Source organism: Flavobacterium gelatinilyticum, from assembly GCF_027111295.1.
In the GTDB taxonomy this organism is placed as follows: domain Bacteria; phylum Bacteroidota; class Bacteroidia; order Flavobacteriales; family Flavobacteriaceae; genus Flavobacterium; species Flavobacterium gelatinilyticum.
Window position 1 is genome coordinate 5,053,859 of sequence record NZ_CP114287.1, and the last position, 21,053, is coordinate 5,074,911.

Below are 21,053 nucleotides of genomic sequence, written 5' to 3' on the forward strand. Positions count from 1 at the left end.
GAAAAAATATAAAAGAAATGAGTAAAAATGTATTTGTAGAAGGACCGATTTCTCCTGAATTTATTGCAGAATCAATCGCCAAACACCAATCCAAACATACAATTGGGGCGCATAATATTTTTCTGGGTCAGGTTCGTGCCGATGTTATTCACGACAATACAGTGGTAGCAATCGATTATTCGGCATATAAAGACATGGCGAATGAGGCGTTGTATGCGATTCGAGAAAAAGCTTTTGCCAAATTCGATTTGACTTGCATGCACATTTACCACAGTTTGGGCGTTGTAAAAGCAGGCGAAATCTGTTTATTCGTTTTTGTTTCGGCAACACGTCGCAAACAGGTTTATGAAGCGACAGAAGCAATCGTTAACTGGATTAAAACCGATGTGCCGATTTTTGGCAAAGAAATGTTTGAAAACGACACATTCACCTGGAAACAAAATACCTAAAAAAATAAAATGGTAGATATTACGCATAAAATAAACACTTTAAGAGCTGCAACTGCAACCGCAATTGTCAAAGTCAGCAGACAGGAAACAATTGATGCCGTTGTAAATAATTTAGTGCCCAAAGGAAACGTATTCGAAATGGCCAAAACGGCAGGACTATTTGCGGTAAAAAATACGCATTTGTCTATTCCGGACTGCCATCCGCTTCCCATCGAATTTACATCAGTAGAATACAATATAGAAGGTTTAGATATTCATATTATTTTCAAAGTAAAAACCGTGTATAAAACCGGAGTTGAGGTTGAGGCCATGCACGGCGCCTCGATTGTTGCATTGACGATGTATGATATGCTGAAACCAATTGATAAAGAAATCGAAATCTCGACTATCAGATTAATCAACAAAGAAGGCGGAAAATCGTCTTTTAAAAATAAGTTCCCGAATGTAATTAAATCGGCAGTTTTTGTTTGTTCTGATTCGATTTTTGCCGGAGATAAAGAAGACAGATCCGGAAAAGTGATTGTAGAGAAATTAGATTCATACGGCGTTGAAACTTCGCATTATGAAATTATTCCGGATGAACTGGATATAATTCAGGAAAAAACAAAAGCTTTTGCAAAAGAAAATCAGCTGATAATTTTTACAGGAGGAACGGGTCTGTCTCCACGAGATGTAACGCCTGAAGCTTTAACACCGTTGTTAGAGAGCAGAATTCCGGGAATCGAAGAAGCTATCCGCAATTACGGACAGCAGAGAATGCCATATGCAATGTTGTCCAGAACTGTTGCAGGAACTTTAGGAAAAACGCTTGTTTTGGCTCTGCCGGGATCAACAAACGGAGCAAGAGAATCTATGGATGCCGTTTTTCCGCATTTGCTGCACGTTTTTCATATTTTAAAAGGGAAAAATCATGACAGCCTCTAATACTATTTTGACAGATGGTTTTGGGCGCAAACACAATTATCTGCGCATTTCGCTGCTGGAAAAATGTAACCTGCGGTGCACGTACTGCATGCCGGCTGACGGAATCGCACTTTCTCCAAAAGCCAGTTTAATGACGGCCGAAGAGATTTTTGCAATTGCCCAAACTTTCGTGAAAAATGGTGTTGATAAAATCAGGCTGACAGGAGGAGAGCCTTTATTAAGAAAAGATTTTCCTGAAATAGTTTCTAAATTATCTCATTTAGATATTTCACTTTCCATGACGACAAACGGAATTTTAATTGACCGTCATATTGAAGTATTAAAGCGGTTTAAAGTCAAAAAAATCAATTTGAGTTTAGATACTTTAGTTTCTTCTAAATTCCATTCTGTGACACTCAGAAATCAGTTTGAAAAAGTAATTGATAATCTGCATTTACTTTTGAATAATGATTTTGAGGTAAAGGTAAATGTGGTTTTGATAAAAGGTTTTAATGATAATGAAATTGTTGATTTTGTAAAACTCACGCAGTTTCTGCCTATTTCGGTTCGTTTTATAGAATTTATGCCTTTTGCCGGAAACGAGTGGGACAGAACCAAAATGGTTTCTCAAAAAGAGATTTTATCTTTGGTCGAAAAGAATTTTTCTTCTGGAGAAATTCAGAAGCTGGAAGACGAGAAAAACTTCACGGCAAGAACGTATAGAATAAATGGTTTTCAGGGAAATTTCGGGATTATAAGTTCTATTACCAATCCGTTTTGCGACAGCTGCAACCGAATCCGCCTCACAGCCGACGGTAAAATAAAAAACTGTCTTTTTTCAAATTCTGAAACAGATTTATTAACGGCTTTTAGAAATGGAGAATCCATTACAAATTTAATCTCAAATTCTATTCAGAGTAAGAAGAAAGTGAGAGCTGGAATGGTCAGTGTTTCTGAAATGGATAATCCCGCCTTGCATTTTGATAATCGCAGTATGATTACGATTGGAGGATAAACTTCGGCTCAATCATGAAACCTTGTCTAAGCGATTCAATTAATTTTAATTACTTTTGAAATCAAATACAATTGTTTCAGAACTCATGCAGAAATTTATTGGCTTAATTGCACTTCTTTTCATTTTTAACTTAAGTACAGCCCAAAATAAATTCGGAAATCCGGAAGCCGATCCTCTTCAAGTTCAAAAAACGTACGAACAATGGTCAGCGTATCAAAGTAAAAATATAATGCTTTCGAGAGATTTTACGGCTTTAGATACTGCTTCAAAAGAAATTTCAAAAGAAGTTTTTTTAGATCAACTGGCAAACGGAAACTTCATTCCGGTTCGATTAAAATCAGAAGCAGATGTTTACGTTTATAAACTTTTTAAAATCCAGCCAAAAACTGATTCAAGCATAAAAGCCACAATCAACCAAATTGGTTTTGATGCTTACAAAAACTTTAAGATGGAAGGAACTGCTTTTCCACAGTTTTCATTTAAAGATTTAAACGGAAATTTAGTTACGAATGAATCCATGAAAGGAAAAATCATCGTTATAAAATGCTGGTATATTCACTGCACGCCTTGTATTAGAGAATTTCCCCAAGTCAATAAATTAGTTGAAGATTACAAAGACAGAAAAGACATTGTTTTCATGAGTTTAGCCGAAGATTCTCCGGAACAATTAAAAACGTTTCTGGCAAGAAAATCTTTGTCGTATTCTGTAATTCCGGATATGAAAGAGTATATGAATAATGCGTTACAGCTGAATTCTTTTCCAACACATTTTATCATCAACAAAGAAGGAATAATTTCAAAAGTGCTTCCTAATTTTGAAAGTTTAGAAGTCGCTTTAGCGAAAGAAAGTAAATTGTAATTTTTTTAAACCATATAAGTTCATATTAGAGATTATAAGTTTAGTCTTTGAAACTCTAAATTGCAATTTTGAGTATTTTTTTAGTTCATTTAAAATGTAAGTTTAGTTTTAAATGAACTTATATTACTTATATGGTTAAAATAAAAAACTTAGCACTTTAGCATCTTTGCAACTCTGAACCTTTTTCCGTACTTTTGCACCAAATTAATTAAAAAGACATTCATGTTAACAGTCAATAATTTATCAGTTCAATTTGGTAAAAGAGTTTTATTTGATGAAGTAAATACAACTTTCACTCATGGAAACATTTACGGAGTTATTGGAGCCAATGGTGCTGGAAAATCTACTTTCTTAAAAGTTATTTCGGGCGATATCGACCCAACTTCCGGCCACATCCATCTGGAGCCGGGCAAACGTATGTCGGTTTTAAACCAGAACCACAACATGTTCGATGAACATACCGTTTTGGAAACCGTTTTAATGGGAAATAAAGTTTTGTATGCTGTTAAAAAAGAAATGGATGAGCTTTATTTAGATTATAATGATGCCAATGCAGACCGAATAGGGGAGCTTCAGGTTCAGTTTGAAGAAATGAACGGATGGAACGCCGATTCTGATGCTGCAGCAATGTTATCTAACTTAGGAATCACAGAAGCAGATCATTATACTTTAATGAGCGATATGGAAGGGAAAATGAAAGTACGTGTGCTTTTGGCGCAGGCACTTTTTGGAAATCCTGACTTGCTGATTATGGATGAGCCTACCAACGATTTGGATTTCGAGACAATTGCCTGGTTAGAAAACTTCCTGGCAAACTACGAAAACACTGTAATCGTTGTATCTCACGACCGTCACTTTTTAGATGCGGTTTGTACGCATATTTCTGATATTGATTTCGGAAAAATCAATCACTACTCAGGAAACTATACGTTCTGGTACGAATCCAGCCAATTAGCAGCTAAGCAGCGTGCGCAGCAAAACAAAAAAGCAGAAGAGAAGAAACAAGAGCTTGAAGAATTTATTCGTCGTTTTAGTGCAAACGTAGCGAAATCGAAACAGGCTACTTCTCGTAAAAAAATGATTTCGAAATTGAATATTTCAGAAATCAAACCTTCAAGCCGTCGTTATCCTGCGATTATTTTCGATCAGGATCGTGAAGCTGGAGATCAAATCTTAAACGTAGAAAACTTATCAGCTTCTGTAGATGGTGAAGTTTTATTTAAAGATATTAACCTGAATATGGCAAAAGGCGATAAAATCGTTCTTTTCTCTAAAGATTCTCGTGCTACAACCGCTTTCTACGAAATCTTAAACAACGAACAAAAAGCTGATTCTGGAACTTTTGACTGGGGTATTACAACAAATCAGGCGTATTTACCGGCTGAAAACCACAAATACTTCGAAAATGATTTAACTTTAGTAGACTGGTTACGTCAGTACGCAAAAACAGAAGAAGAGCGTGATGAGGTTTTCATTAGAGGTTTCTTAGGAAAAATGATTTTCTCTGGAGAAGAAGCTTTAAAAACATCTAGAGTTTTATCTGGAGGAGAAAAAGTACGTTGTATGTTGTCTAGAATGATGATGGAGCGCGCTAACGTTTTAATGCTTGATGAGCCAACAAACCACTTAGATTTGGAGTCTATTACGGCTTTCAATAACTCATTGAAAAACTTTAAAGGTTCTGTAATTTTTACAACACATGACCACGAGTTTGCACAAACAGTTGGTAACCGAATTGTAGAATTAACACCAAACGGAGTGATCGACCGTTACATGACATTTGACGAATATCTTGATGATGAAAAGATTCAGGAGCAAAGAAAAAAGATGTACAATCTTTAATCTATAAAACACCAATATTAAAAATCCCAAATTCAGATTAGTAGAATTTGGGATTTTTTTATGTTTTACTTTTTGAAAACTCTGGCAAAAATCCAGATAATAATCGCAATGATAAAGATTACAATAAATATCCCGAATCCCATTCCGGCTTTAAAAATGTCTCCTATAACTTCACAGCTTGTAAATGAAAACAGTATTACAAATACCATTAACAATCTTAGTATTTTATTTTGCATGATTCTGATGTTTAAAATTTCATTATTAAAATTACTTCAAGAATCAAGAAAACATGTTATAGAATTTTTTGGAAATGTTTTAGGATTTGGAGTTGGTTTTTAGAAGAAAAGGATTGAAAAGAGCCTTCGGCTCGGCTAATATTGTAGAGCCGGATTTTAATCCGGTTTAGATGGAATCACAAGATAAAAAGAACCGTAGGTTCGATACATATTATGCGTTTATAACATGGAATCGTTCCGATGGAACTTTATATCTAATCGTACGATTCTACAACGGATTAAAATCCGTTGCTACAAAATGTTTCATTCCTACGGAATTAGATATTGTTAAAGTATCACTGATTTAAAAAATCTAAAGCCTCTTTTGTCAAGTTGCATTTTTTTTCCTGAAAGAATGCTAAACATTTTTTTAGTTCGAAATTATTGTTTGTATTTCCAACAAAAGTATATTTAGAATCTATTTTTGTAATTTCAATGTTAGTGGTCTTGTGCGCCAAATAGATGTCTATTTTTTCAATATTCTCATAGTAATCAGTTTTGCTTAAAAAACTGCCTCTATGTTCAAAAGATTCTTCTTTTAAAATTAATTTCGGATTGAAATTGTTGGTTGCCCAAACGAATGGGAGTTTCATATTTTTTAAACCTACGAAGCCAGCGATTAATTTTACATCAATATCTTTTCTATTGATATGTATAATAATAGGATTTCGGCCATCTAAGTCTCTTTTTGAACGACCAAATATGCCAATTTCACTTTCATTTAAAGTTGCAGCATTTGTTTCTGACGGGTGAACATAGGTATACATTCCGTAATAATGTCCTGATATCGACCATCCTTCGGCTTTTTTAAGTGTTGTAACTCCGAAATCACCAGCAGGAGATCCTATATAGACAGGGCCATATTCAGACATAATTTCAATAGCTTCTTTTCTTAGATCTTCAATCTTATCAGTATTGTTAAAAACGATGTAACTGCCATTTTGAAATAAAACCCAATCCTGAAATTTTGGATTAATAGCAAGTTTTACATTTTCAATTAAAGTTTGATTCATCTATTATTTTGTATTGAAACTTATGAAATAAAAATATTTAAAATACGAAAATATATTATAAAAGGACAAGTAAAATATAAAAGACAAAAAATATTTCCTTTCTCAACACCCCAACAAATAAAATCAGATTCCGTATATTTGCCCGATCAATCATTACAATTAATTATGAGCCAGAAAGTATTACTTAATTCAAAAGAAGTTACTATCATACTTCACCGTTTGGCTTGTCAGTTAATCGAAAAACATCTTGATTTTTCAAATACTATTTTAGTGGGAATTCAGCCAAGAGGCGTTTTTTTAGCTGAACGTTTAAAACAAATATTAGAAAACGAATACCAGGTTCCTGAAATTTCTTTGGGATATTTGGATATCACTTTTTTTAGAGATGATTTTCGTCGAACCGAAAAACCTCTTGAAGCCAATAAAACTCAAATCAATTTTATAGTCGAAGACAAAAAAGTCATTTTTATCGATGATGTTTTGTTTACCGGCCGAAGCATTCGTTCTGCCTTAACTGCCATTCAATCTTTCGGAAGACCTTCAGAAATCGAATTGTTAGTTTTAATCGACAGACGTTTCAGCCGTCATTTACCAATTCAGCCCGATTATCGTGGTCGTCAGGTAGATGCTATTAATGGCGAAAAAGTAATTGTAAGCTGGAAAGAAAATGATGGTGAAGATGTTGTTCACTTGGTGACAAATTAGTTTAATCGGTTAACCGGTTAATTGTTTAATCGGGAAAACGACAATTAAACAATTAAACAAAATAATGATTAAACAATAAAGAATGACAGAGAACGAAGAGTTTATTTACGAGTCAATTTTTAATCAGGTAAGAATGGGGTTTCTTTCTATTGATGATATCAAGGATAACATCATGGAAGAGATCGAAGACAACGAATTTGAAGATGAAATTTCTGAAGCCTGGGCTTTTGAAAAAATCGATGAAGAATACCAAAAGTTACTTGAAGAAAGTAAAAATTGGGAAAACCCGACAGATACTGAAAAGCTTATAAAAGCGTTTAATGAATTATGCGATCAGAACATCATTGCGCTTCATAATGCAGGATATACTACAAGTGATGGCGAATACGAAGTCGTTGAGGTTGAAAGAGAACTTCGGGATAACGGAGTTGAATCTGATGGTTACTGCTTTTATCACGAACAAGATTTGGCTAGAGCTGTACTTAAGGATGATCCGAGTTTGTATATCGCTTTTCAAAAAGTAGATAATTCAGATGAAGAAACTACAATAAGCATAGGAAACAAAGTAGCAGAAGTTCTTAAAAATAACGGATTTGAATTAAACTGGGACGGATCTGCAAGAAGGAAAATCGAAATTCCGGGTTTCAGATGGCAGCAGATTTATGATGAGAACGGAAGAGATCTGCAGGATTACGGCCAAGTGATAGACAGAATGATCCAATAGAGCCGCTGCTCTTTAAAGAAGCATTGAATGCCGACTATTTCGTCATTCAGAATTTGACCAATAATATTAAAGAAACAAAAATGAAAGAATTAAGCGTAAATCATTTATTAGGAATAAAATATATCAATGAAAATGATATTAACCTGATTTTTGAAACGGCAGATCATTTTAAAGAAGTCATTAACAGGCCGATTAAAAAAGTTCCTTCATTACGAGATATAACCATTGCCAATATTTTCTTCGAAAACAGTACCAGAACCAAACTCTCTTTCGAATTAGCGCAGAAACGTTTATCTGCTGATGTTATCAGTTTTTCTGCAGCTCAGTCATCGGTTAAAAAAGGAGAGACTCTTATTGATACTGTAAATAATATCCTTTCGATGAAAGTTGATATGGTTGTAATGCGCCACTCCAATCCCGGAGCGGCTTATTTTTTATCCAAAAATGTCAAAGCGAGTATCGTAAATGCGGGTGACGGAGCACACGAACATCCAACTCAGGCTTTATTAGACAGTTATTCCATCAGAGAAAAACTAGGCGATGTAGCCGGAAAAAAAGTGGTGATTGTAGGTGATATTCTGCATTCGAGAGTAGCTTTATCAAACATATATGCTTTACAGATGCAGGGCGCTGAGGTAAAAGTCTGCGGGCCAAAAACACTGATTCCAAGATATATCGAATCTTTGGGAGTTACGGTTGAACCAAATCTTCGTAAAGCTTTAGAATGGTGTGATGTTGCCAATATGCTTCGTGTACAAAACGAACGTATGGATGTGAATTTCTTCCCATCTACCCGTGAGTATGCACAGCAATACGGAGTTGATAAACCACTTTTGGATTCTTTAGGAAAAGAAATCGTAATCATGCACCCGGGACCAATCAACAGAGGAGTAGAAATTACTTCTGAAGTGGCTGATTCTGATCATTCTGTGATTTTAAACCAGGTGGAGAATGGTGTAGCGATCAGGATGGCGGTTATTTACCTTTTGGCTTCGAAAATACAGTAGGTTTTATTTTGTTTCAAGTTTAATGTTTCAAGTTGCTTTACGTTTGTCATTTCGACCGAAGGGAGAAATCACACTCGTAAATCGACAAAGATTGATTCTTACTTTGCTGAGTTTCTCCTTTCAGTCGAAATGACCAAATAGCTTCAAACAAATATTGAAGGCAAAGTAAAAACCTGAAACTTGAAACTTCAAACCTGAAACAAAAAGAAAAAAAACTTCGTACCTTAGCTTTGAGAAAATCAATTTTTATACAGCCCCACAAATTTAAAAATGAAAGTAGATCAAAAAGGACATACCGTTACAATAAAAGACACACAGGGTAATTTAAATGACTTTGCAGAAAAAGTAACACAGCAATTTAAAACCTTTGAAAAACATAATGTTATAATCGATTTGTTGTCAAACTCTGAAGTATCGGAAAATGATTTGAAAATTTTTTTACCGCTTGTTAAGCTTCAGAAAAAAGCAAAAAAATCGTTTGTAATTGCAGCTTCAGATCTTGATTTTAACGCTGTTTCTGATAAATTAGTTGTTGTGCCTTCTCTTTTAGAAGCCCACGATATTATCGAAATGGAAGAGATTGAAAGAGACCTCGGATTCTAATTTTAGATTTCTGGATTTTAGATTTTAGATTTTTAATACTAAATCTAAAATGCGTGTTGATCTAAAATCTGAATTCTAAAATCTAAAATTAGTAAATGAAATTAACAATACTCGGCTGTTACGCCGCAACTCCCAGAACACTTACCAACCCGACTGCACAGGTTTTAGAGATTAAAAACCAGTTATTTTTGATTGACTGCGGCGAAGGAACGCAGGTGCAGCTTCGAAAAAATAAGATTAAATTCTCAAAAATCAATCACATTTTTATATCCCATCTTCATGGAGATCATTTGTATGGATTGATAGGAACTATTTCGACTTTTTCTCTTTTAGGAAGAACCACCGATCTGCATATCTACGGACCAAAAGGAATCAAAGAATTGATTCTGCTTCAATTAAAACTTACAGAATCGTGGACGACTTACGATTTGTTTTTTCATGAATTGGAATCGAAAGAAAGTGAAGTAATTTTTGAAGATAAAAAAGTTATTGTAAAGACGATTCCGCTAAAACATCGTGTGTATACAAACGGGTATCATTTTCAGGAAAAACCGGATACTCGAAAATTAAATATCGAGGCCGTTCAGCAATATGGTGTTCACGTAGCCTATTATCAAAAAATAAAAAACGGAAGCGATATCAAACTGGACGACGGCACTGTTGTCGAAAATAAAAAGCTTACTTTCGACCCCATACCGCCAAAAAGTTATGCCTTTTGCTCAGACACGGTTTACAACGAAGAAATAATCCCTGTTATTGAGAATACAGATGTTTTGTATCATGAATCTACCTTTTTGGAATCAGAAGCAAAACTGGCTGAAAAAACACTGCATTCTACAGCAAAAGAAGCTGCAAGGATTGCCTTAAAAGCCAATGTAAAAGAATTAATTTTAGGGCATTATTCGACAAGATATGATGGTTTGGAACGCTTTAAAGAAGAAGCAGAGGAAATTTTTCCAAAAGTGCTTTTAGCAGATGACGGAGTTTCTTTTGAATGGCAGTAGTTATAAATTATGAGTTCACGATCGCAGGATAATCTAAAATCTGAATTCTAAAATCTAAAATAAAAAAAGATGAACGATTTAAGTAATTATAGAAAATCTTACGAAAAAAGTGAGTTATTAGAAACCAATCTTCCCGAAGATCCAATTAACCTTTTTAAAAGATGGTTTCATGAAGCAGAAGATTTTGGCGGAAGCGGCGAAGTAAATGCCATGACAATTTCGACAATTGGTCTGGATGGTTTCCCAAAATCCCGAGTGGTACTGCTTAAGAAATTTTATGAGGAAGGCTTTATATTTTATACCAATTACGATTCTGAAAAAGGAAAAGCGATAGAAGCCAATCCAAACGTCTGTTTGTCATTCTTCTGGCAGGAAATGGAACGTCAGGTAATCATAAAAGGAATTGCTCAAAAAACATCCGAAAATATTTCTGATGGTTATTTTGACACCCGCCCGGATGGAAGCAAATTAGGAGCAATCGCATCAAACCAAAGCGAAGTGATTCCGTCGAGAGAATTTCTTGAAGAAAAATTAAAAAAGGCAGAATCAGAATATCAGGGAAAAGATATTCCGCGTCCGGAAAATTGGGGCGGTTATATTGTAACGCCTCTGCAGGTTGAATTCTGGCAGGGAAGACCTAACAGGCTTCATGACAGAATTCGCTACACAGGCGAATCTGATTTTTCATGGAAGATAGAACGACTTTCTTCTTAATTGTAAGATTTTTATATTTGTTAACAATTAAAAAGTGCATTTCATCGATTATTTTTGTAGTTTACCGGTAAAATAAATATGTTTGACATAAGAAATAAAGAGCAAGTGTCACATATAATTTAAAGAATTTGCCCCAACATCTACTTTAGACTTTTACAAAAATGATTATGAAAAAGATTATGTGCGCTGTGGTGTTCATTGCGATGCTTGTCGCAATGAACTCCTGCTCTTCCGATAACGCGGAGGAAAAAGAAACAATTGTAAATAACAATCCGCCTGCTGATGGCGTTGTTACAACATATACCTACAACACTTCTGAGTTGGAAACCATGAAGTTAATAAACGAATACCGCGTTAGTATTGGTTTAAAAGGATTACAAACCGTTAATCATCTCTCTTATAAAAGCGAAGAACATAACAAATACTTGATTGCCAATAATAAAGGGATTAATCATGATAATTTTGATGCACGTTCAAAAAATATCATGACGCTTCTTGGCGCTCAAAAAGTAGGCGAGAATGTAGCTTATAATTACAAAACCCCTCAGGCCGTTGTAAAAGGATGGCTGGAAAGTGAAGGGCATAGAGAAAATATTGAGGGCGATTATACTCACTTTGGCTTAGCAGTTACTACTGATGCGGCCGGAAATAAATATTACACAAATATATTTGCGAAAATTTAAAGATAGTACATTTGAACTGGTTGGTTAGTTTTGTCGCTGCATCTTCCTGAATTGCAGTGGCTTTTTGAAAAAAGCTGTCTTTAACGAGACAGCTTTTTTTATTGCTGTTTTTTTGAGGTTATTCTTAACCTGTAGGATCCCTTTCGGGTTTAAATTCCTGTCATTATACATCCTGAAGCGCTCCGTCTGTATGAGACTCCCATTACGAATTTATCCGGTTTATCAGCATCAAAATACAAAATATACCAGGTTTGTAATCATGTCTTTGTACAGGTGCTGTATTGTACATCAAATTATGTAAAACCCGTTGCAGAGGTAAATACAACCGCAAAAAAGCAGAAACAGCGCTGATGTAAAGCTGTGTTTTTTATTAGTCAAAATTCCGATTAATTGTTAAGAGAAGTAAAAAATAGATAGGGATTAAAATAACTTTTGTAAATTAGAAACTTAATAAAATTCGCAGCCTCAATTGTGAGGTGTCAAACTTTCTGCTTATGAAAAATTTAATATTGATACGTCATGCAAAATCAAGTTGGGAAGCGCCTCTAAAAGATTTCGACAGGCCATTAATGAAAAGAGGGATTTTGGATGCACATTCAGTTTCTGCTGTTATTTCAAAATACCTTCCTAAAACATATATCATTTGGAGCAGTACTGCGGCAAGGGCTGCAGAAACGGCTTTAATCTTTGCCCAGAATATTTCATATCCTTTAGAGAGTATTATTTTTAAAGATGAGCTGTATACTTTTGATGACAGACAACTTGAAAAGGTTATTAAATCATGTGATAATAGTTTAGAAAGCGTTATTCTTTTTGGACATAACGAGGCTATTACAAATTTTGTTAATAAATTTGGAGATGTTTTTATCGATAATGTCCCAACCTCAGGCTTTGTTTCACTGCAATTTGAGTCAGACAGCTGGGACTCAATTCATAACGGTAAAACACATAAAACAATATTCCCCAAAGACTTAAAATAAATAAAGTGTACGAACAGAAATATATCGATAGAGAAAAAAGCTGGTTAGCGTTTAACGCAAGGGTTCTTCAGGAAGCGGCAGATAACACGGTTCCTCTTTTAGACAGACTGCGTTTTGTTGGAATTTTTTCAAACAATATGGATGAGTTTTTTAGAGTTCGGTATGCAGCCATTCGAAGACTGAGCCTTTCTGGTATTTCCGGAGAAAAATATTTAGGAGGTATCTCTGCCCATCAATTAATTAAAGATATTACCGAAATCGTAATTCAGCAGCAATCTGAAAGTTTACGTATTCTTGGTAATATAGAATCTGAACTGGAAGCCGAAAATATCTTTATTATTACCGAAGATCAAATTACGCCAAAACAGGAATGTTTCCTTAAGGATTTCTATATGCAGAAGCTGAGTCCTGAACTGGTAACTATCATTTTGAATGATCTTGCTGTTTTTCCAATTTTAAAAGATACATTAGGATATCTGGCCGTTCGTCTGGAATTAGCCAATGATGAAGTTCGTTACGCTTTAATAGAAATCCCTAAAAACATCAACAGATTTGTTGTTCTTCCTTCTGAAGATGATAAACAATACGTAATTTTAATTGATGATGTTATCCGTTATAAACTGAAAAACATCTTTAATATCTTTGACTTTAAAAGTGTTTCGGCACATATGATCAAAATTACGAGAGATGCCCAGCTGGATATCGACAGCGATTTGAGTAAAAGCATGCTCGAAAAAATTGCGTCATCTGTAAAAGACCGCCGAATTGGAGAGCCGGTTCGTTTTATTTACGATAGTCAGATAGAAGATGATACACTGCATTTCTTTCTGGAAAAAATGAAAATCGTAGAAACTGATAGTATAATTCCGGGCGGAAGATACCACAACCGCCGCGATTATATGGGATTTCCTAATTTAGGACGTTATGATTTATTATATAAGCCAAATGAACCGCTGCCGGTTCCGGGTTTAAGCCTGGAAGGAAGTCTTTTAGAGAAAATCTCTAAAAAAGATTATCTGGTTCATGCACCATATCAGTCTTTCTCGTATCTGACTAAATTTTTGCGTGAAGCCGCTTTAGACCCAAAAGTAATCAGCATCAAAATAACATTATACCGTCTGGCGAAAAATTCACAAATTATCAGCTCGCTGATCAATGCTGCAAAAAATGGTAAAAAAGTAGTCGTACAAATCGAACTTCAGGCGCGTTTTGATGAAGCTTCGAATATTTCGTATGCGGAACAGATGCAGACCGAAGGAATCGAACTTATTTTTGGAATAAAAGGTCTTAAAGTGCACAGTAAAATTTGTGTTATCGAAAGAATCGAAGATGGTAAAAACCGTCGTTACGGATTTATTTCTACCGGAAATTTCAACGAGTCAACTGCTAAAATTTATACAGATGTTACTCTTTTAACCTGTCATCAGGGAATTTTAAAAGACACATCGAAAATATTTGAATTCTTTGATATCAATTACCGTGTTCACAGATACAAACATTTAATAGTATCGCCGCATTATACAAGAACCAAGTTTATAAAATTAATCGACCGTGAAATTCTTCATGCATTAGCAGGCAGGAAAACACACATAAAGTTGAAAATGAATAGTTTGTCTGATTTTAAAATGATAGACAAATTATACGAAGCAAGCAATGCCGGAGTAAAAATTCAGCTGCAGGTTAGAGGAATCTGCTCTTTGATTCCGGGAATTCCGGGAATGAGCGAAAACATTGAAGCCATCAGTATCGTTGATAATTATTTAGAACATTCAAGAGTTTATATTTTTGGAAATGCCGGATTGACCGAAGTATATATTTCATCTGCCGATTTTATGACGCGTAATCTTGACGGAAGGGTAGAAGTAACCTGTCCGATTTATGATCTCGAAATTAAAAAAGAATTAATCGATAACTTTAATATTGCCTGGAAAGGAAACGTAAAAGTGCGATACCACTCTTATAAATTAGATAATAAATACAAGCCGAAAAACCATCATGCCCCGTTTAGAGCCCAATTTGAAACCTATAAATATTATCAGAATAAAGTCGCGATATTAGAAGAGGTCCCTCAAAAAATAAATTAATAGTATATACCAATTTTGAAAAATCATAAAGTGAGCATGATTAATATTAGGAAGTTTGCAGCAATAGATATAGGTTCAAATGCCATGAGGCTTCTTATAGCAAACGTTGTAGAGCAAGAAGGTAAAGAACCGCAGTTTAATAAAAGTTCCCTTGTTCGTGTACCAATTCGTTTAGGGCAGGACGCCTTTACTGTAGGGGAAATTTCACCTGAAAATATAGACCGAATGGTTGATGCAATGAAAGCATTTAACCTTTTAATGAAAGTGCATAAAGTAGAACGCTATATGGCATTTGCAACTTCTGCAATGCGTGAAGCCTATAATGCCAAAGAAGTGGTGGCTTTGATTAAGAAAAAAGCCGACATTAAAATCGAAATTATTGATGGTAAAAAAGAAGCAGCCATTATCGCCTCTACAGATTTACATCATTTAATTAAATCTGATGAAACTTATTTATTTGTAGACGTTGGAGGCGGCAGCACCGAATTTACTTTATTCTCTAACGGGAAATTAGTAAATTCCAGATCATTCAAAGCCGGAACAGTTCGTCTGCTGAACAATATGGTTCATGATGTAGTATGGGACGAAATCGAAAAATGGATTAAAACCAATACAGCTGAGTACGACGAGGTAACCCTGATTGGGTCTGGAGGAAACATCAATAAATTGTTTAAAATGTCCGGAAAACAGCAGGAAAAACCGCTTTCGTATATTTATATTAATTCGCAGTACGCATTTTTAAATTCACTGACATACGAACAAAGAATCTCTGAATTAGGTTTGAACTCTGACCGTGCCGACGTTATCATTCATGCGACACGTATTTATTTAAATGCAATGAAATGGAGTGGCGCACGCCAGATTTTTGTTCCAAAAATTGGACTTTCAGATGGTATCGTAAAAGCAATGTACTACGGTAAAATTTAATTTTTTGCTGTCCCGAATTATATTAATTTCAATTAGTGTAATTCGGGGCAAAAACTATACAAATGAAATCAGTTTTTCAAAGCATTCAGGATTTTTCGAAAGAAGAATTAAATCTTTTAGATGATTTAATTACATTTCGAACTTTGAAAAAAGGAGAATTGCTGTTAACTGAAAACCAGGTTTGCAATGAAATTTTTTTTATAAAAAAAGGAATTCTCCGTTCCTATTTTGTGAATCATAAAGGCGACGAAATCACCAATTGTTTTGCTTTTGAAAATGAGTTTATGGCGTCCTTTGCCAGTTTTATAACAGAAGAAAAAGCCGAAGAAAATATTCAGGCTTTAGCCGATACCGAATTAGAGATCCTGAACAGAAAAGCATTGGAAAAACTCTATCAGTCCGGTTTTAACTGGCAGGAAACAGGGCGAAAATTAACTGAAATAGAATTTGTCAATCTGCATAAAAGGATGGTTTCTTTTCAGAAATTATCAGGTGCTGAACGTTACGAAGAACTCTATAAAAACCACCAAAAATACCTCCAGCTGATTCCGCTGCAATATTTAGCATCTTACTTAGGAGTCACACCAAGACATTTAAGCCGGATTAGAAAAGCGGTTATTTAAGTTTGTTTCACGCTCTCGACTATCCGCTCAATCTGCAAAATCTGCGAGAGAAAAAATTATCGGAGTAAAAAAGCTTTTTAGACATTTGTCCGATAAAAGAAAATCCGTACTCAGTATTTTTGAAAAAACATTGATATGAAAAAAATACTAATTATAAATGGACACCCGAATCCGGAAAGTTTCAATTTCGGACTTGCCGAATCGTATAAAAATGGCGCCATTGCTTCGGGAGTACAAGTAGAAACCATTACCATCGCCAATTTAAATTTTAATTCCAATCTTAAATTCGGCTATCAAAAAAGAACAGAATTAGAACCGGATCTACTGGAATCATGGGAGAAAATTAAAAGAGCCGATCATTTGGTTTGGATTCATCCTGTTTGGTGGGGCGGGCTTCCTGCAATTACAAAAGGTTTTATTGACCGGTTGTTTCTTCCGGGAATGGCGTTTCAGTACAAAGAAAATTCAGTATGGTGGGATAAACTTCTAAAAGGTAAAACGGCACATATCATTACAACCTTGGATCAGCCCGGCTGGTACTACAGATTGTTTTTTGGAAGACCAAGTGTAAACCAGTTAAAGAAATCAACTTTGGAATTCTGCGGTGTAAAACCGGTAAAAGTAAGTTATATCGGAATTATCAAAACAGCTCATGAAGCGCAAAGAAAAAAGTGGCTTGAAAAAGTCTATGATTTTGGATTCAGAAACAAGTAAATAAATGCCGCGAATTTGATGATTAACAGAAATAAAAAATTAACGTTAATTAATGAAATTCGCGGCAAGAAAATATTAATAAGGTAAAACTTTTTTTCCTTTTACCTCTTCAAGTAATTCAGCCATTGCCAGATAGAAAGCACTGCTTCCGCAGATTATTCCAATTGCTCCTGCAAAAACTGCTATTACTTCGATTCCGGTCCATTTTTCTACAGCCAGCAGAAAGAATAAAACGGTTAAAGAAAGAAAAACAAATTGCTGTACTTTGCTTCCTCCCCATGTTCCGTACCACATAAAAGCAGTAAATAATCCCCAAATAGCCAGATAAAAGCCCAAAAATGAGTTAGGAGAACTGCCTGCTATAACAATACCAGTGCCCGGAAGCATCCATATTCCAACCAAAGTAATCCAGAAAAAGCCATACGAAGTAAATGCGGTTGCAGCAAAAACACTTCCTCTTTTAAAAGCAATAATACCGGCAATTACCTGAGCAATACCTCCGTAAAAGATTCCCATTGACACAATAATGGCACTGACAGGAAAAAATCCCATGTTGTGAATGTTTAATAAAATAGTGGTCATTCCAAAACCTAAAAGACCTAATGGAGCAGAATTTGCCAGTTGTTTTTCCAATTTTTTGATATTTAATTAGTTAGTAATCTGCCAAAAATATTGCAGAAAATACTACTAAAACATGACGAAACTCATTAAATATGTTTGGAATTGTTTTAAGTAAGAAGATTTTAAAATAAGTTTAGTCTTTTAAATCCAGTCCAAATGTGGTCCGCAGAAGTTCAATATTTGGATTGATTTCTAAGAAACGGTTGTAGCGATCCTGATTGTTATAAGTTCGTTTGGTTTCGGCCTGTTCGTTTACAATTACTTCGATTGTAATGTCGTGATTATGCAAATGGCCTTTTAAATGACCTAATAAACCGTTCATCTGACTTTCAAATTCAAGTTTAGAGCCTTCGTTTGGCAGTTCATACGTGATGGTGGTTCCGTTAAGAACTGGATCATTAATCAACAAGATAGATTCCATGATCTTAAAACCTTTCTGCCCTAAACGTTCAGCATATTTATTCCAATGAAGCAGCATATCTGTTTCGTTAAAATCTTCAGTTGGTAAAACAGAAGAAGGTTTTACATATGATTTACTGCTTTGTTCCATTTCTTTTTTCTTGCGGATACTGGCAAGAGAAAAAGCAGAAACCTTAGGTGTGTTATCTGTCTCCGTTTTTGGTGATTCCGGTGTTACTGTTTTTGGAGTTTCCGGAGCAGTACTGTTTTCGTTTTTAGGGTTTACGTCAGTATTGGCATTTTGATTGACTTGGTCACTGCTTTTTTCTTCTCCTGAAATCTGTGGTTTTGAATCTGAATTCTCGTTTCCTGTGGCTGGAATTTGAGCTTTGGAATTTTGAACTTCGACAATAGAATATCCTCCGTTTTTAAAATAAACGGGTGGAATTATGAATTGCTCAGCTTTTTTTTTTCTCCATCAAAGTTGATAGAGGCCAGCTGCATCAAACATAACTCAGCTAAAAGACGCTGGTTCTGACTTAGTTTGTATTTTAAATCACAGTCGTTGGCTATGTCAATTCCTTTTAATAAAAATTCCTGCGAACATTTTTGCGATTGTACGCCGTACATTTGCTGTGCCTGCTCTCCAACTTCAAGCAAAGCAATAGTCGAAGGTGTTTTGCTGACTAATAAATCTCTAAAATGAGAAGCCAGTCCGGCAATAAAATGATGTCCGTCGAAACCTTTAGCAAGAATATCGTTGTATGCAAGTAAAAGATCCGGGATTTTATTTTCCAGAATTAAATCGGTAACAGAGATGTAGGTTTCGTAATCTAAAACGTTTAGGTTTTCGGTTACAGCCTGACGTGTAAGGTTTGTACCGCAGTATGAAACCACACGGTCAAAAATAGACAAAGCATCACGCATGGCACCATCTGCCTTTTGAGCAATGATGTGCAGTGCATCGTCTTCGAAATTGATTCCCTGACTTTCAGCAACATCTGCCAAATGTTCTTTAGCATCTTTTACCGTAATTCTTTTGAAATCAAATATCTGACAACGAGATAAAATCGTAGGAAGGATTTTGTGTTTTTCTGTTGTCGCTAAAATAAAAATAGCATGTTTTGGCGGTTCTTCTAATGTTTTAAGGAAAGCATTAAAAGCAGCCGAAGACAACATATGAACCTCGTCAATAATATATACTTTATATTGTCCGGTTTGAGGCGGGATTCGAACCTGATCAATAAGGTTACGAATATCATCAACCGAGTTGTTTGAAGCAGCATCTAACTCAAAAACGTTAAAAGCAAAATCTTCAGTTGGATCATCATATCCGGGTTGATTAATTTTTCGGGCCAGAATACGGGCGCAGGTTGTTTTACCCACTCCACGAGGTCCGGTGAATAAAAGAGCCGAAGCCAAATGATTGGTTTCAATAGCATTCAGCAGCGTATTTGTAATGGCTTTCTGCCCCACAACATCCTTAAAGGTCTGCGGGCGGTATTTACGTGCCGATACTACAAATTGTTCCATACTCTTTTTTATTCGGTAGCAAAGATATGATTTTTGTTCCGTTGTTTAAAGCTGATTTTGCTTATTTGGCGAAATCTTTTTGTTAAAAATTACAAAGATTAAAATTGAAAATAATACGATGTTGACTATCAAAGATATGATAATATATCTGCTGTAGGTTTCCAGTTTTGTTTCTGTTTTTTCCTCAGAAATTTTATTTTGGGATGCTTTGTATATTCTCAGTTTTTCTAACTGATAAATCCAGTCGCTTAAATTATTTTTCTCAATTTGCAGTTCAAATACCTGTTCAAACAAAGTCTGCAGTTGTTTGTTAGTTGTATTATGTGTTGTTTTTGGCGGAGGAGGAGGGTAGAAGCTATCGCGCGGAATAAATCCTCTGCTTGGTGAACAAATACTTATATCAATCGTTTTGTCATCCTTGAAATTGGCATATACAATCCAGAGTTGTTTGATTTGAGGGATTACAGAACAGCTGCCCTTGTATTTTCCTTTAATAAATTGCGAATGGGGTTTTCCTTTAAATAATTCAATAATTTTAAAAGTATAAGTTCCTGCTGTACTATCAATTTCAATGACATCTCCGTAAAAAATGATTTCGGCTTTTCTTATTCCGTCTTCGACTAATGTTTTCTTTTCAGGCTGTTTACAATCGCATGCAAAAGAGAAATTAAGAATAAAAAATAATATAAAAACTAAACTGTATTTTAATTTCATTGATTGATTTTTTTATACAATAATAGTCTTTTTTTGCATCATCAAAACATAATTTTCAAGCAGGTTATTTGTAATTAAAAAACAAGTACATTTAGCACAAAATTACAGATGAATTAGAAGTAATCAGTAATTTCAATAATACGTTTATGCCAATGAAAAATACGGTTCTAATTATATTAGTTTTTATTTTTAGTTTTAATTGTTTTGCTCAGGGCAATTCAAGGATTAATGAAAGCTGGAAAGAGGTCAGGCAGAATCTTTTATTTAAAAGTGAAATAGTTTTAAAGCTGACTGCCAGATTTCAGAAATCAAAAAAAATGAATAAATCCGAATTAGCTAAAACAACAGCTAATGCTAAAAATTTAAAAACAGAATGCGAAAAAGCAGCTTTTAATGCGGCGGCTGTTAGAAATCTAAAATTAAAAAATGATAATCTTACTACTTATTTGACTAGAACATTGGTTAACCTTCAGCATGATCCTGAATTAATAAGTAATGAAGAGGTGTTATTTATGCTGGACGAATTATATGTAGCTGAAAATAACATTTTCAGCAGAATAAAAAAGTACAATGAAATCTGTAAGAGCTTAAATAAAAAAGAGTTGATTTATGAAATCAGCTCTGACTCGAAACCTCCAAATGTAGAATTTTAAACAAATACA

General features: G+C 34.8%; 24 protein-coding genes. 19 read left to right on the forward strand and 5 right to left on the reverse strand.

Annotated elements, in window-relative coordinates:
- Window positions 1-17 precede the first annotated feature (17 nt).
- From OZP11_RS21930 to OZP11_RS21955, 6 genes are all read left to right on the forward strand, one after another.
- The gene (locus tag OZP11_RS21930) at window positions 18-449 is read left to right on the forward strand and encodes a molybdenum cofactor biosynthesis protein MoaE (RefSeq protein ID WP_066034044.1); all 432 of its coding nucleotides are present in this window, start codon (window positions 18-20) and stop codon (window positions 447-449) included.
- A 9-nt stretch (window positions 450-458) separates the two neighbouring features.
- On the forward strand, window positions 459-1,373 hold the full coding sequence (moaCB, locus tag OZP11_RS21935) for a bifunctional molybdenum cofactor biosynthesis protein MoaC/MoaB (protein WP_281232622.1): 915 nt from the start codon (window positions 459-461) through the stop codon (window positions 1,371-1,373).
- The gene (gene moaA, locus OZP11_RS21940) at window positions 1,360-2,367 is read left to right on the forward strand and encodes a GTP 3',8-cyclase MoaA (RefSeq protein WP_281232623.1); all 1,008 of its coding nucleotides are present in this window, start codon (window positions 1,360-1,362) and stop codon (window positions 2,365-2,367) included. The genes moaCB and moaA overlap by 14 nt, the downstream gene beginning before the upstream one ends.
- Window positions 2,368-2,422: 55 nt before the next feature.
- Window positions 2,423-3,226 carry a TlpA family protein disulfide reductase gene (locus OZP11_RS21945; protein ID WP_281232624.1) on the forward strand — a complete coding sequence of 268 codons (804 nt, stop codon included), beginning with the start codon at window positions 2,423-2,425 and terminating at the stop codon, window positions 3,224-3,226.
- A gap of 222 nt (window positions 3,227-3,448) precedes the next feature.
- Complete coding sequence (locus OZP11_RS21950) at window positions 3,449-5,068, forward strand: ABC-F family ATP-binding cassette domain-containing protein (RefSeq protein WP_281232625.1); 1,620 nt, start codon at window positions 3,449-3,451, stop codon at window positions 5,066-5,068.
- Between the two features lie 108 nt (window positions 5,069-5,176).
- The gene (locus tag OZP11_RS21955; RefSeq protein WP_281232626.1) at window positions 5,177-5,407 is read left to right on the forward strand and encodes a hypothetical protein; all 231 of its coding nucleotides are present in this window, start codon (window positions 5,177-5,179) and stop codon (window positions 5,405-5,407) included.
- Window positions 5,408-5,639: 232 nt separating this feature from the next.
- Here the strand turns inward: OZP11_RS21955 and OZP11_RS21960 are convergent, their stop codons facing one another.
- A complete protein-coding gene (locus tag OZP11_RS21960; protein ID WP_281232627.1) occupies window positions 5,640-6,356 on the reverse strand; it encodes a hypothetical protein in 717 nt (238 codons plus the stop codon).
- A gap of 165 nt (window positions 6,357-6,521) precedes the next feature.
- Between OZP11_RS21960 and pyrR the strand changes: the two genes are divergently transcribed.
- The 12 genes from pyrR to OZP11_RS22020 all read left to right on the forward strand — a co-directional run bounded on the left by pyrR (window position 6,522) and on the right by OZP11_RS22020 (window position 17,124).
- Window positions 6,522-7,061 (forward strand): bifunctional pyr operon transcriptional regulator/uracil phosphoribosyltransferase PyrR, encoded by a 540-nt coding sequence (gene pyrR / locus OZP11_RS21965; protein ID WP_144219125.1) that lies wholly within the window; start codon window positions 6,522-6,524, stop codon window positions 7,059-7,061.
- An 82-nt stretch (window positions 7,062-7,143) separates the two neighbouring features.
- Window positions 7,144-7,785 carry a DUF6891 domain-containing protein gene (locus OZP11_RS21970; protein ID WP_281232628.1) on the forward strand — a complete coding sequence of 214 codons (642 nt, stop codon included), beginning with the start codon at window positions 7,144-7,146 and terminating at the stop codon, window positions 7,783-7,785.
- Between the two features lie 80 nt (window positions 7,786-7,865).
- The gene (locus OZP11_RS21975) at window positions 7,866-8,792 is read left to right on the forward strand and encodes an aspartate carbamoyltransferase catalytic subunit (RefSeq protein WP_029273654.1); all 927 of its coding nucleotides are present in this window, start codon (window positions 7,866-7,868) and stop codon (window positions 8,790-8,792) included.
- A gap of 270 nt (window positions 8,793-9,062) precedes the next feature.
- Window positions 9,063-9,395, forward strand: a complete 333-nt coding sequence (locus tag OZP11_RS21980) for a ribonuclease Z (protein ID WP_281232629.1) — start codon at window positions 9,063-9,065, stop codon at window positions 9,393-9,395.
- A gap of 95 nt (window positions 9,396-9,490) precedes the next feature.
- Entirely contained in the window at window positions 9,491-10,399 is a 909-nt protein-coding gene (locus OZP11_RS21985; RefSeq protein WP_281232630.1) for a ribonuclease Z, read from the forward strand.
- A gap of 69 nt (window positions 10,400-10,468) precedes the next feature.
- Complete coding sequence (gene pdxH, locus OZP11_RS21990; RefSeq protein WP_281232631.1) at window positions 10,469-11,113, forward strand: pyridoxamine 5'-phosphate oxidase; 645 nt, start codon at window positions 10,469-10,471, stop codon at window positions 11,111-11,113.
- Between the two features lie 167 nt (window positions 11,114-11,280).
- Window positions 11,281-11,796, forward strand: a complete 516-nt coding sequence (locus tag OZP11_RS21995; protein ID WP_281232632.1) for a CAP domain-containing protein — start codon at window positions 11,281-11,283, stop codon at window positions 11,794-11,796.
- A 494-nt stretch (window positions 11,797-12,290) separates the two neighbouring features.
- Window positions 12,291-12,776 carry a SixA phosphatase family protein gene (locus tag OZP11_RS22000; protein ID WP_281232633.1) on the forward strand — a complete coding sequence of 162 codons (486 nt, stop codon included), beginning with the start codon at window positions 12,291-12,293 and terminating at the stop codon, window positions 12,774-12,776.
- Between the two features lie 5 nt (window positions 12,777-12,781).
- On the forward strand, window positions 12,782-14,860 hold the full coding sequence (gene ppk1, locus OZP11_RS22005; RefSeq protein WP_281232634.1) for a polyphosphate kinase 1: 2,079 nt from the start codon (window positions 12,782-12,784) through the stop codon (window positions 14,858-14,860).
- A gap of 36 nt (window positions 14,861-14,896) precedes the next feature.
- A complete protein-coding gene (locus OZP11_RS22010; protein ID WP_281232635.1) occupies window positions 14,897-15,787 on the forward strand; it encodes a Ppx/GppA phosphatase family protein in 891 nt (296 codons plus the stop codon).
- 62 nt (window positions 15,788-15,849) lie between these two features.
- Complete coding sequence (locus tag OZP11_RS22015; protein ID WP_281232636.1) at window positions 15,850-16,410, forward strand: Crp/Fnr family transcriptional regulator; 561 nt, start codon at window positions 15,850-15,852, stop codon at window positions 16,408-16,410.
- Window positions 16,411-16,545: 135 nt separating this feature from the next.
- Window positions 16,546-17,124: an NAD(P)H-dependent oxidoreductase gene (locus OZP11_RS22020; RefSeq protein ID WP_281232637.1), complete on the forward strand. Its 579-nt coding sequence runs from the start codon at window positions 16,546-16,548 to the stop codon at window positions 17,122-17,124.
- A gap of 75 nt (window positions 17,125-17,199) precedes the next feature.
- Here the strand turns inward: OZP11_RS22020 and OZP11_RS22025 are convergent, their stop codons facing one another.
- The 4 genes from OZP11_RS22025 to OZP11_RS22040 form a co-directional block, all read right to left on the reverse strand.
- The gene (locus OZP11_RS22025) at window positions 17,200-17,757 is read right to left on the reverse strand and encodes an acetate uptake transporter (protein ID WP_281232638.1); all 558 of its coding nucleotides are present in this window, start codon (window positions 17,755-17,757) and stop codon (window positions 17,200-17,202) included.
- A gap of 121 nt (window positions 17,758-17,878) precedes the next feature.
- Window positions 17,879-18,295: a DNA polymerase III subunit gamma/tau gene (locus OZP11_RS22030; protein ID WP_281232639.1), complete on the reverse strand. Its 417-nt coding sequence runs from the start codon at window positions 18,293-18,295 to the stop codon at window positions 17,879-17,881.
- 296 nt (window positions 18,296-18,591) lie between these two features.
- A complete protein-coding gene (gene dnaX / locus OZP11_RS22035; protein WP_281232640.1) occupies window positions 18,592-19,677 on the reverse strand; it encodes a DNA polymerase III subunit gamma/tau in 1,086 nt (361 codons plus the stop codon).
- Between the two features lie 45 nt (window positions 19,678-19,722).
- Window positions 19,723-20,391, reverse strand: a complete 669-nt coding sequence (locus OZP11_RS22040) for a hypothetical protein (protein WP_281232641.1) — start codon at window positions 20,389-20,391, stop codon at window positions 19,723-19,725.
- 152 nt (window positions 20,392-20,543) lie between these two features.
- Between OZP11_RS22040 and OZP11_RS22045 the strand changes: the two genes are divergently transcribed.
- On the forward strand, window positions 20,544-21,044 hold the full coding sequence (locus OZP11_RS22045; protein WP_281232642.1) for a LemA family protein: 501 nt from the start codon (window positions 20,544-20,546) through the stop codon (window positions 21,042-21,044).
- Window positions 21,045-21,053: the final 9 nt, after the last annotated feature.

What these genes read in the sequence shown, in the direction of transcription:
- OZP11_RS22040 (WP_281232641.1), bottom strand. Translation starts at nt 20,391, where the DNA reads ATGAAATTAAAATACAGTTTAGTTTTTATATTATTTTTTATTCTTAAT.
- OZP11_RS21985 (WP_281232630.1), top strand. Translation starts at nt 9,491, where the DNA reads ATGAAATTAACAATACTCGGCTGTTACGCCGCAACTCCCAGAACACTT.
- OZP11_RS21930 (WP_066034044.1), top strand. Translation starts at nt 18, where the DNA reads ATGAGTAAAAATGTATTTGTAGAAGGACCGATTTCTCCTGAATTTATT.
- OZP11_RS21955 (WP_281232626.1), top strand. Translation starts at nt 5,177, where the DNA reads ATGATAAAGATTACAATAAATATCCCGAATCCCATTCCGGCTTTAAAA.
- OZP11_RS21950 (WP_281232625.1), top strand. Translation starts at nt 3,449, where the DNA reads ATGTTAACAGTCAATAATTTATCAGTTCAATTTGGTAAAAGAGTTTTA.
- OZP11_RS22045 (WP_281232642.1), top strand. Translation starts at nt 20,544, where the DNA reads ATGAAAAATACGGTTCTAATTATATTAGTTTTTATTTTTAGTTTTAAT.
- OZP11_RS21980 (WP_281232629.1), top strand. Translation starts at nt 9,063, where the DNA reads ATGAAAGTAGATCAAAAAGGACATACCGTTACAATAAAAGACACACAG.
- OZP11_RS21970 (WP_281232628.1), top strand. Translation starts at nt 7,144, where the DNA reads ATGACAGAGAACGAAGAGTTTATTTACGAGTCAATTTTTAATCAGGTA.
- dnaX (WP_281232640.1), bottom strand. Translation starts at nt 19,677, where the DNA reads ATGGAACAATTTGTAGTATCGGCACGTAAATACCGCCCGCAGACCTTT.
- OZP11_RS22015 (WP_281232636.1), top strand. Translation starts at nt 15,850, where the DNA reads ATGAAATCAGTTTTTCAAAGCATTCAGGATTTTTCGAAAGAAGAATTA.
- OZP11_RS22020 (WP_281232637.1), top strand. Translation starts at nt 16,546, where the DNA reads ATGAAAAAAATACTAATTATAAATGGACACCCGAATCCGGAAAGTTTC.
- OZP11_RS21975 (WP_029273654.1), top strand. Translation starts at nt 7,866, where the DNA reads ATGAAAGAATTAAGCGTAAATCATTTATTAGGAATAAAATATATCAAT.
- OZP11_RS22010 (WP_281232635.1), top strand. Translation starts at nt 14,897, where the DNA reads ATGATTAATATTAGGAAGTTTGCAGCAATAGATATAGGTTCAAATGCC.
- pdxH (WP_281232631.1), top strand. Translation starts at nt 10,469, where the DNA reads ATGAACGATTTAAGTAATTATAGAAAATCTTACGAAAAAAGTGAGTTA.
- OZP11_RS21960 (WP_281232627.1), bottom strand. Translation starts at nt 6,356, where the DNA reads ATGAATCAAACTTTAATTGAAAATGTAAAACTTGCTATTAATCCAAAA.
- OZP11_RS22000 (WP_281232633.1), top strand. Translation starts at nt 12,291, where the DNA reads ATGAAAAATTTAATATTGATACGTCATGCAAAATCAAGTTGGGAAGCG.
- OZP11_RS21995 (WP_281232632.1), top strand. Translation starts at nt 11,281, where the DNA reads ATGAAAAAGATTATGTGCGCTGTGGTGTTCATTGCGATGCTTGTCGCA.
- moaCB (WP_281232622.1), top strand. Translation starts at nt 459, where the DNA reads ATGGTAGATATTACGCATAAAATAAACACTTTAAGAGCTGCAACTGCA.
- moaA (WP_281232623.1), top strand. Translation starts at nt 1,360, where the DNA reads ATGACAGCCTCTAATACTATTTTGACAGATGGTTTTGGGCGCAAACAC.
- OZP11_RS22030 (WP_281232639.1), bottom strand. Translation starts at nt 18,295, where the DNA reads ATGGAACAAAGCAGTAAATCATATGTAAAACCTTCTTCTGTTTTACCA.
- pyrR (WP_144219125.1), top strand. Translation starts at nt 6,522, where the DNA reads ATGAGCCAGAAAGTATTACTTAATTCAAAAGAAGTTACTATCATACTT.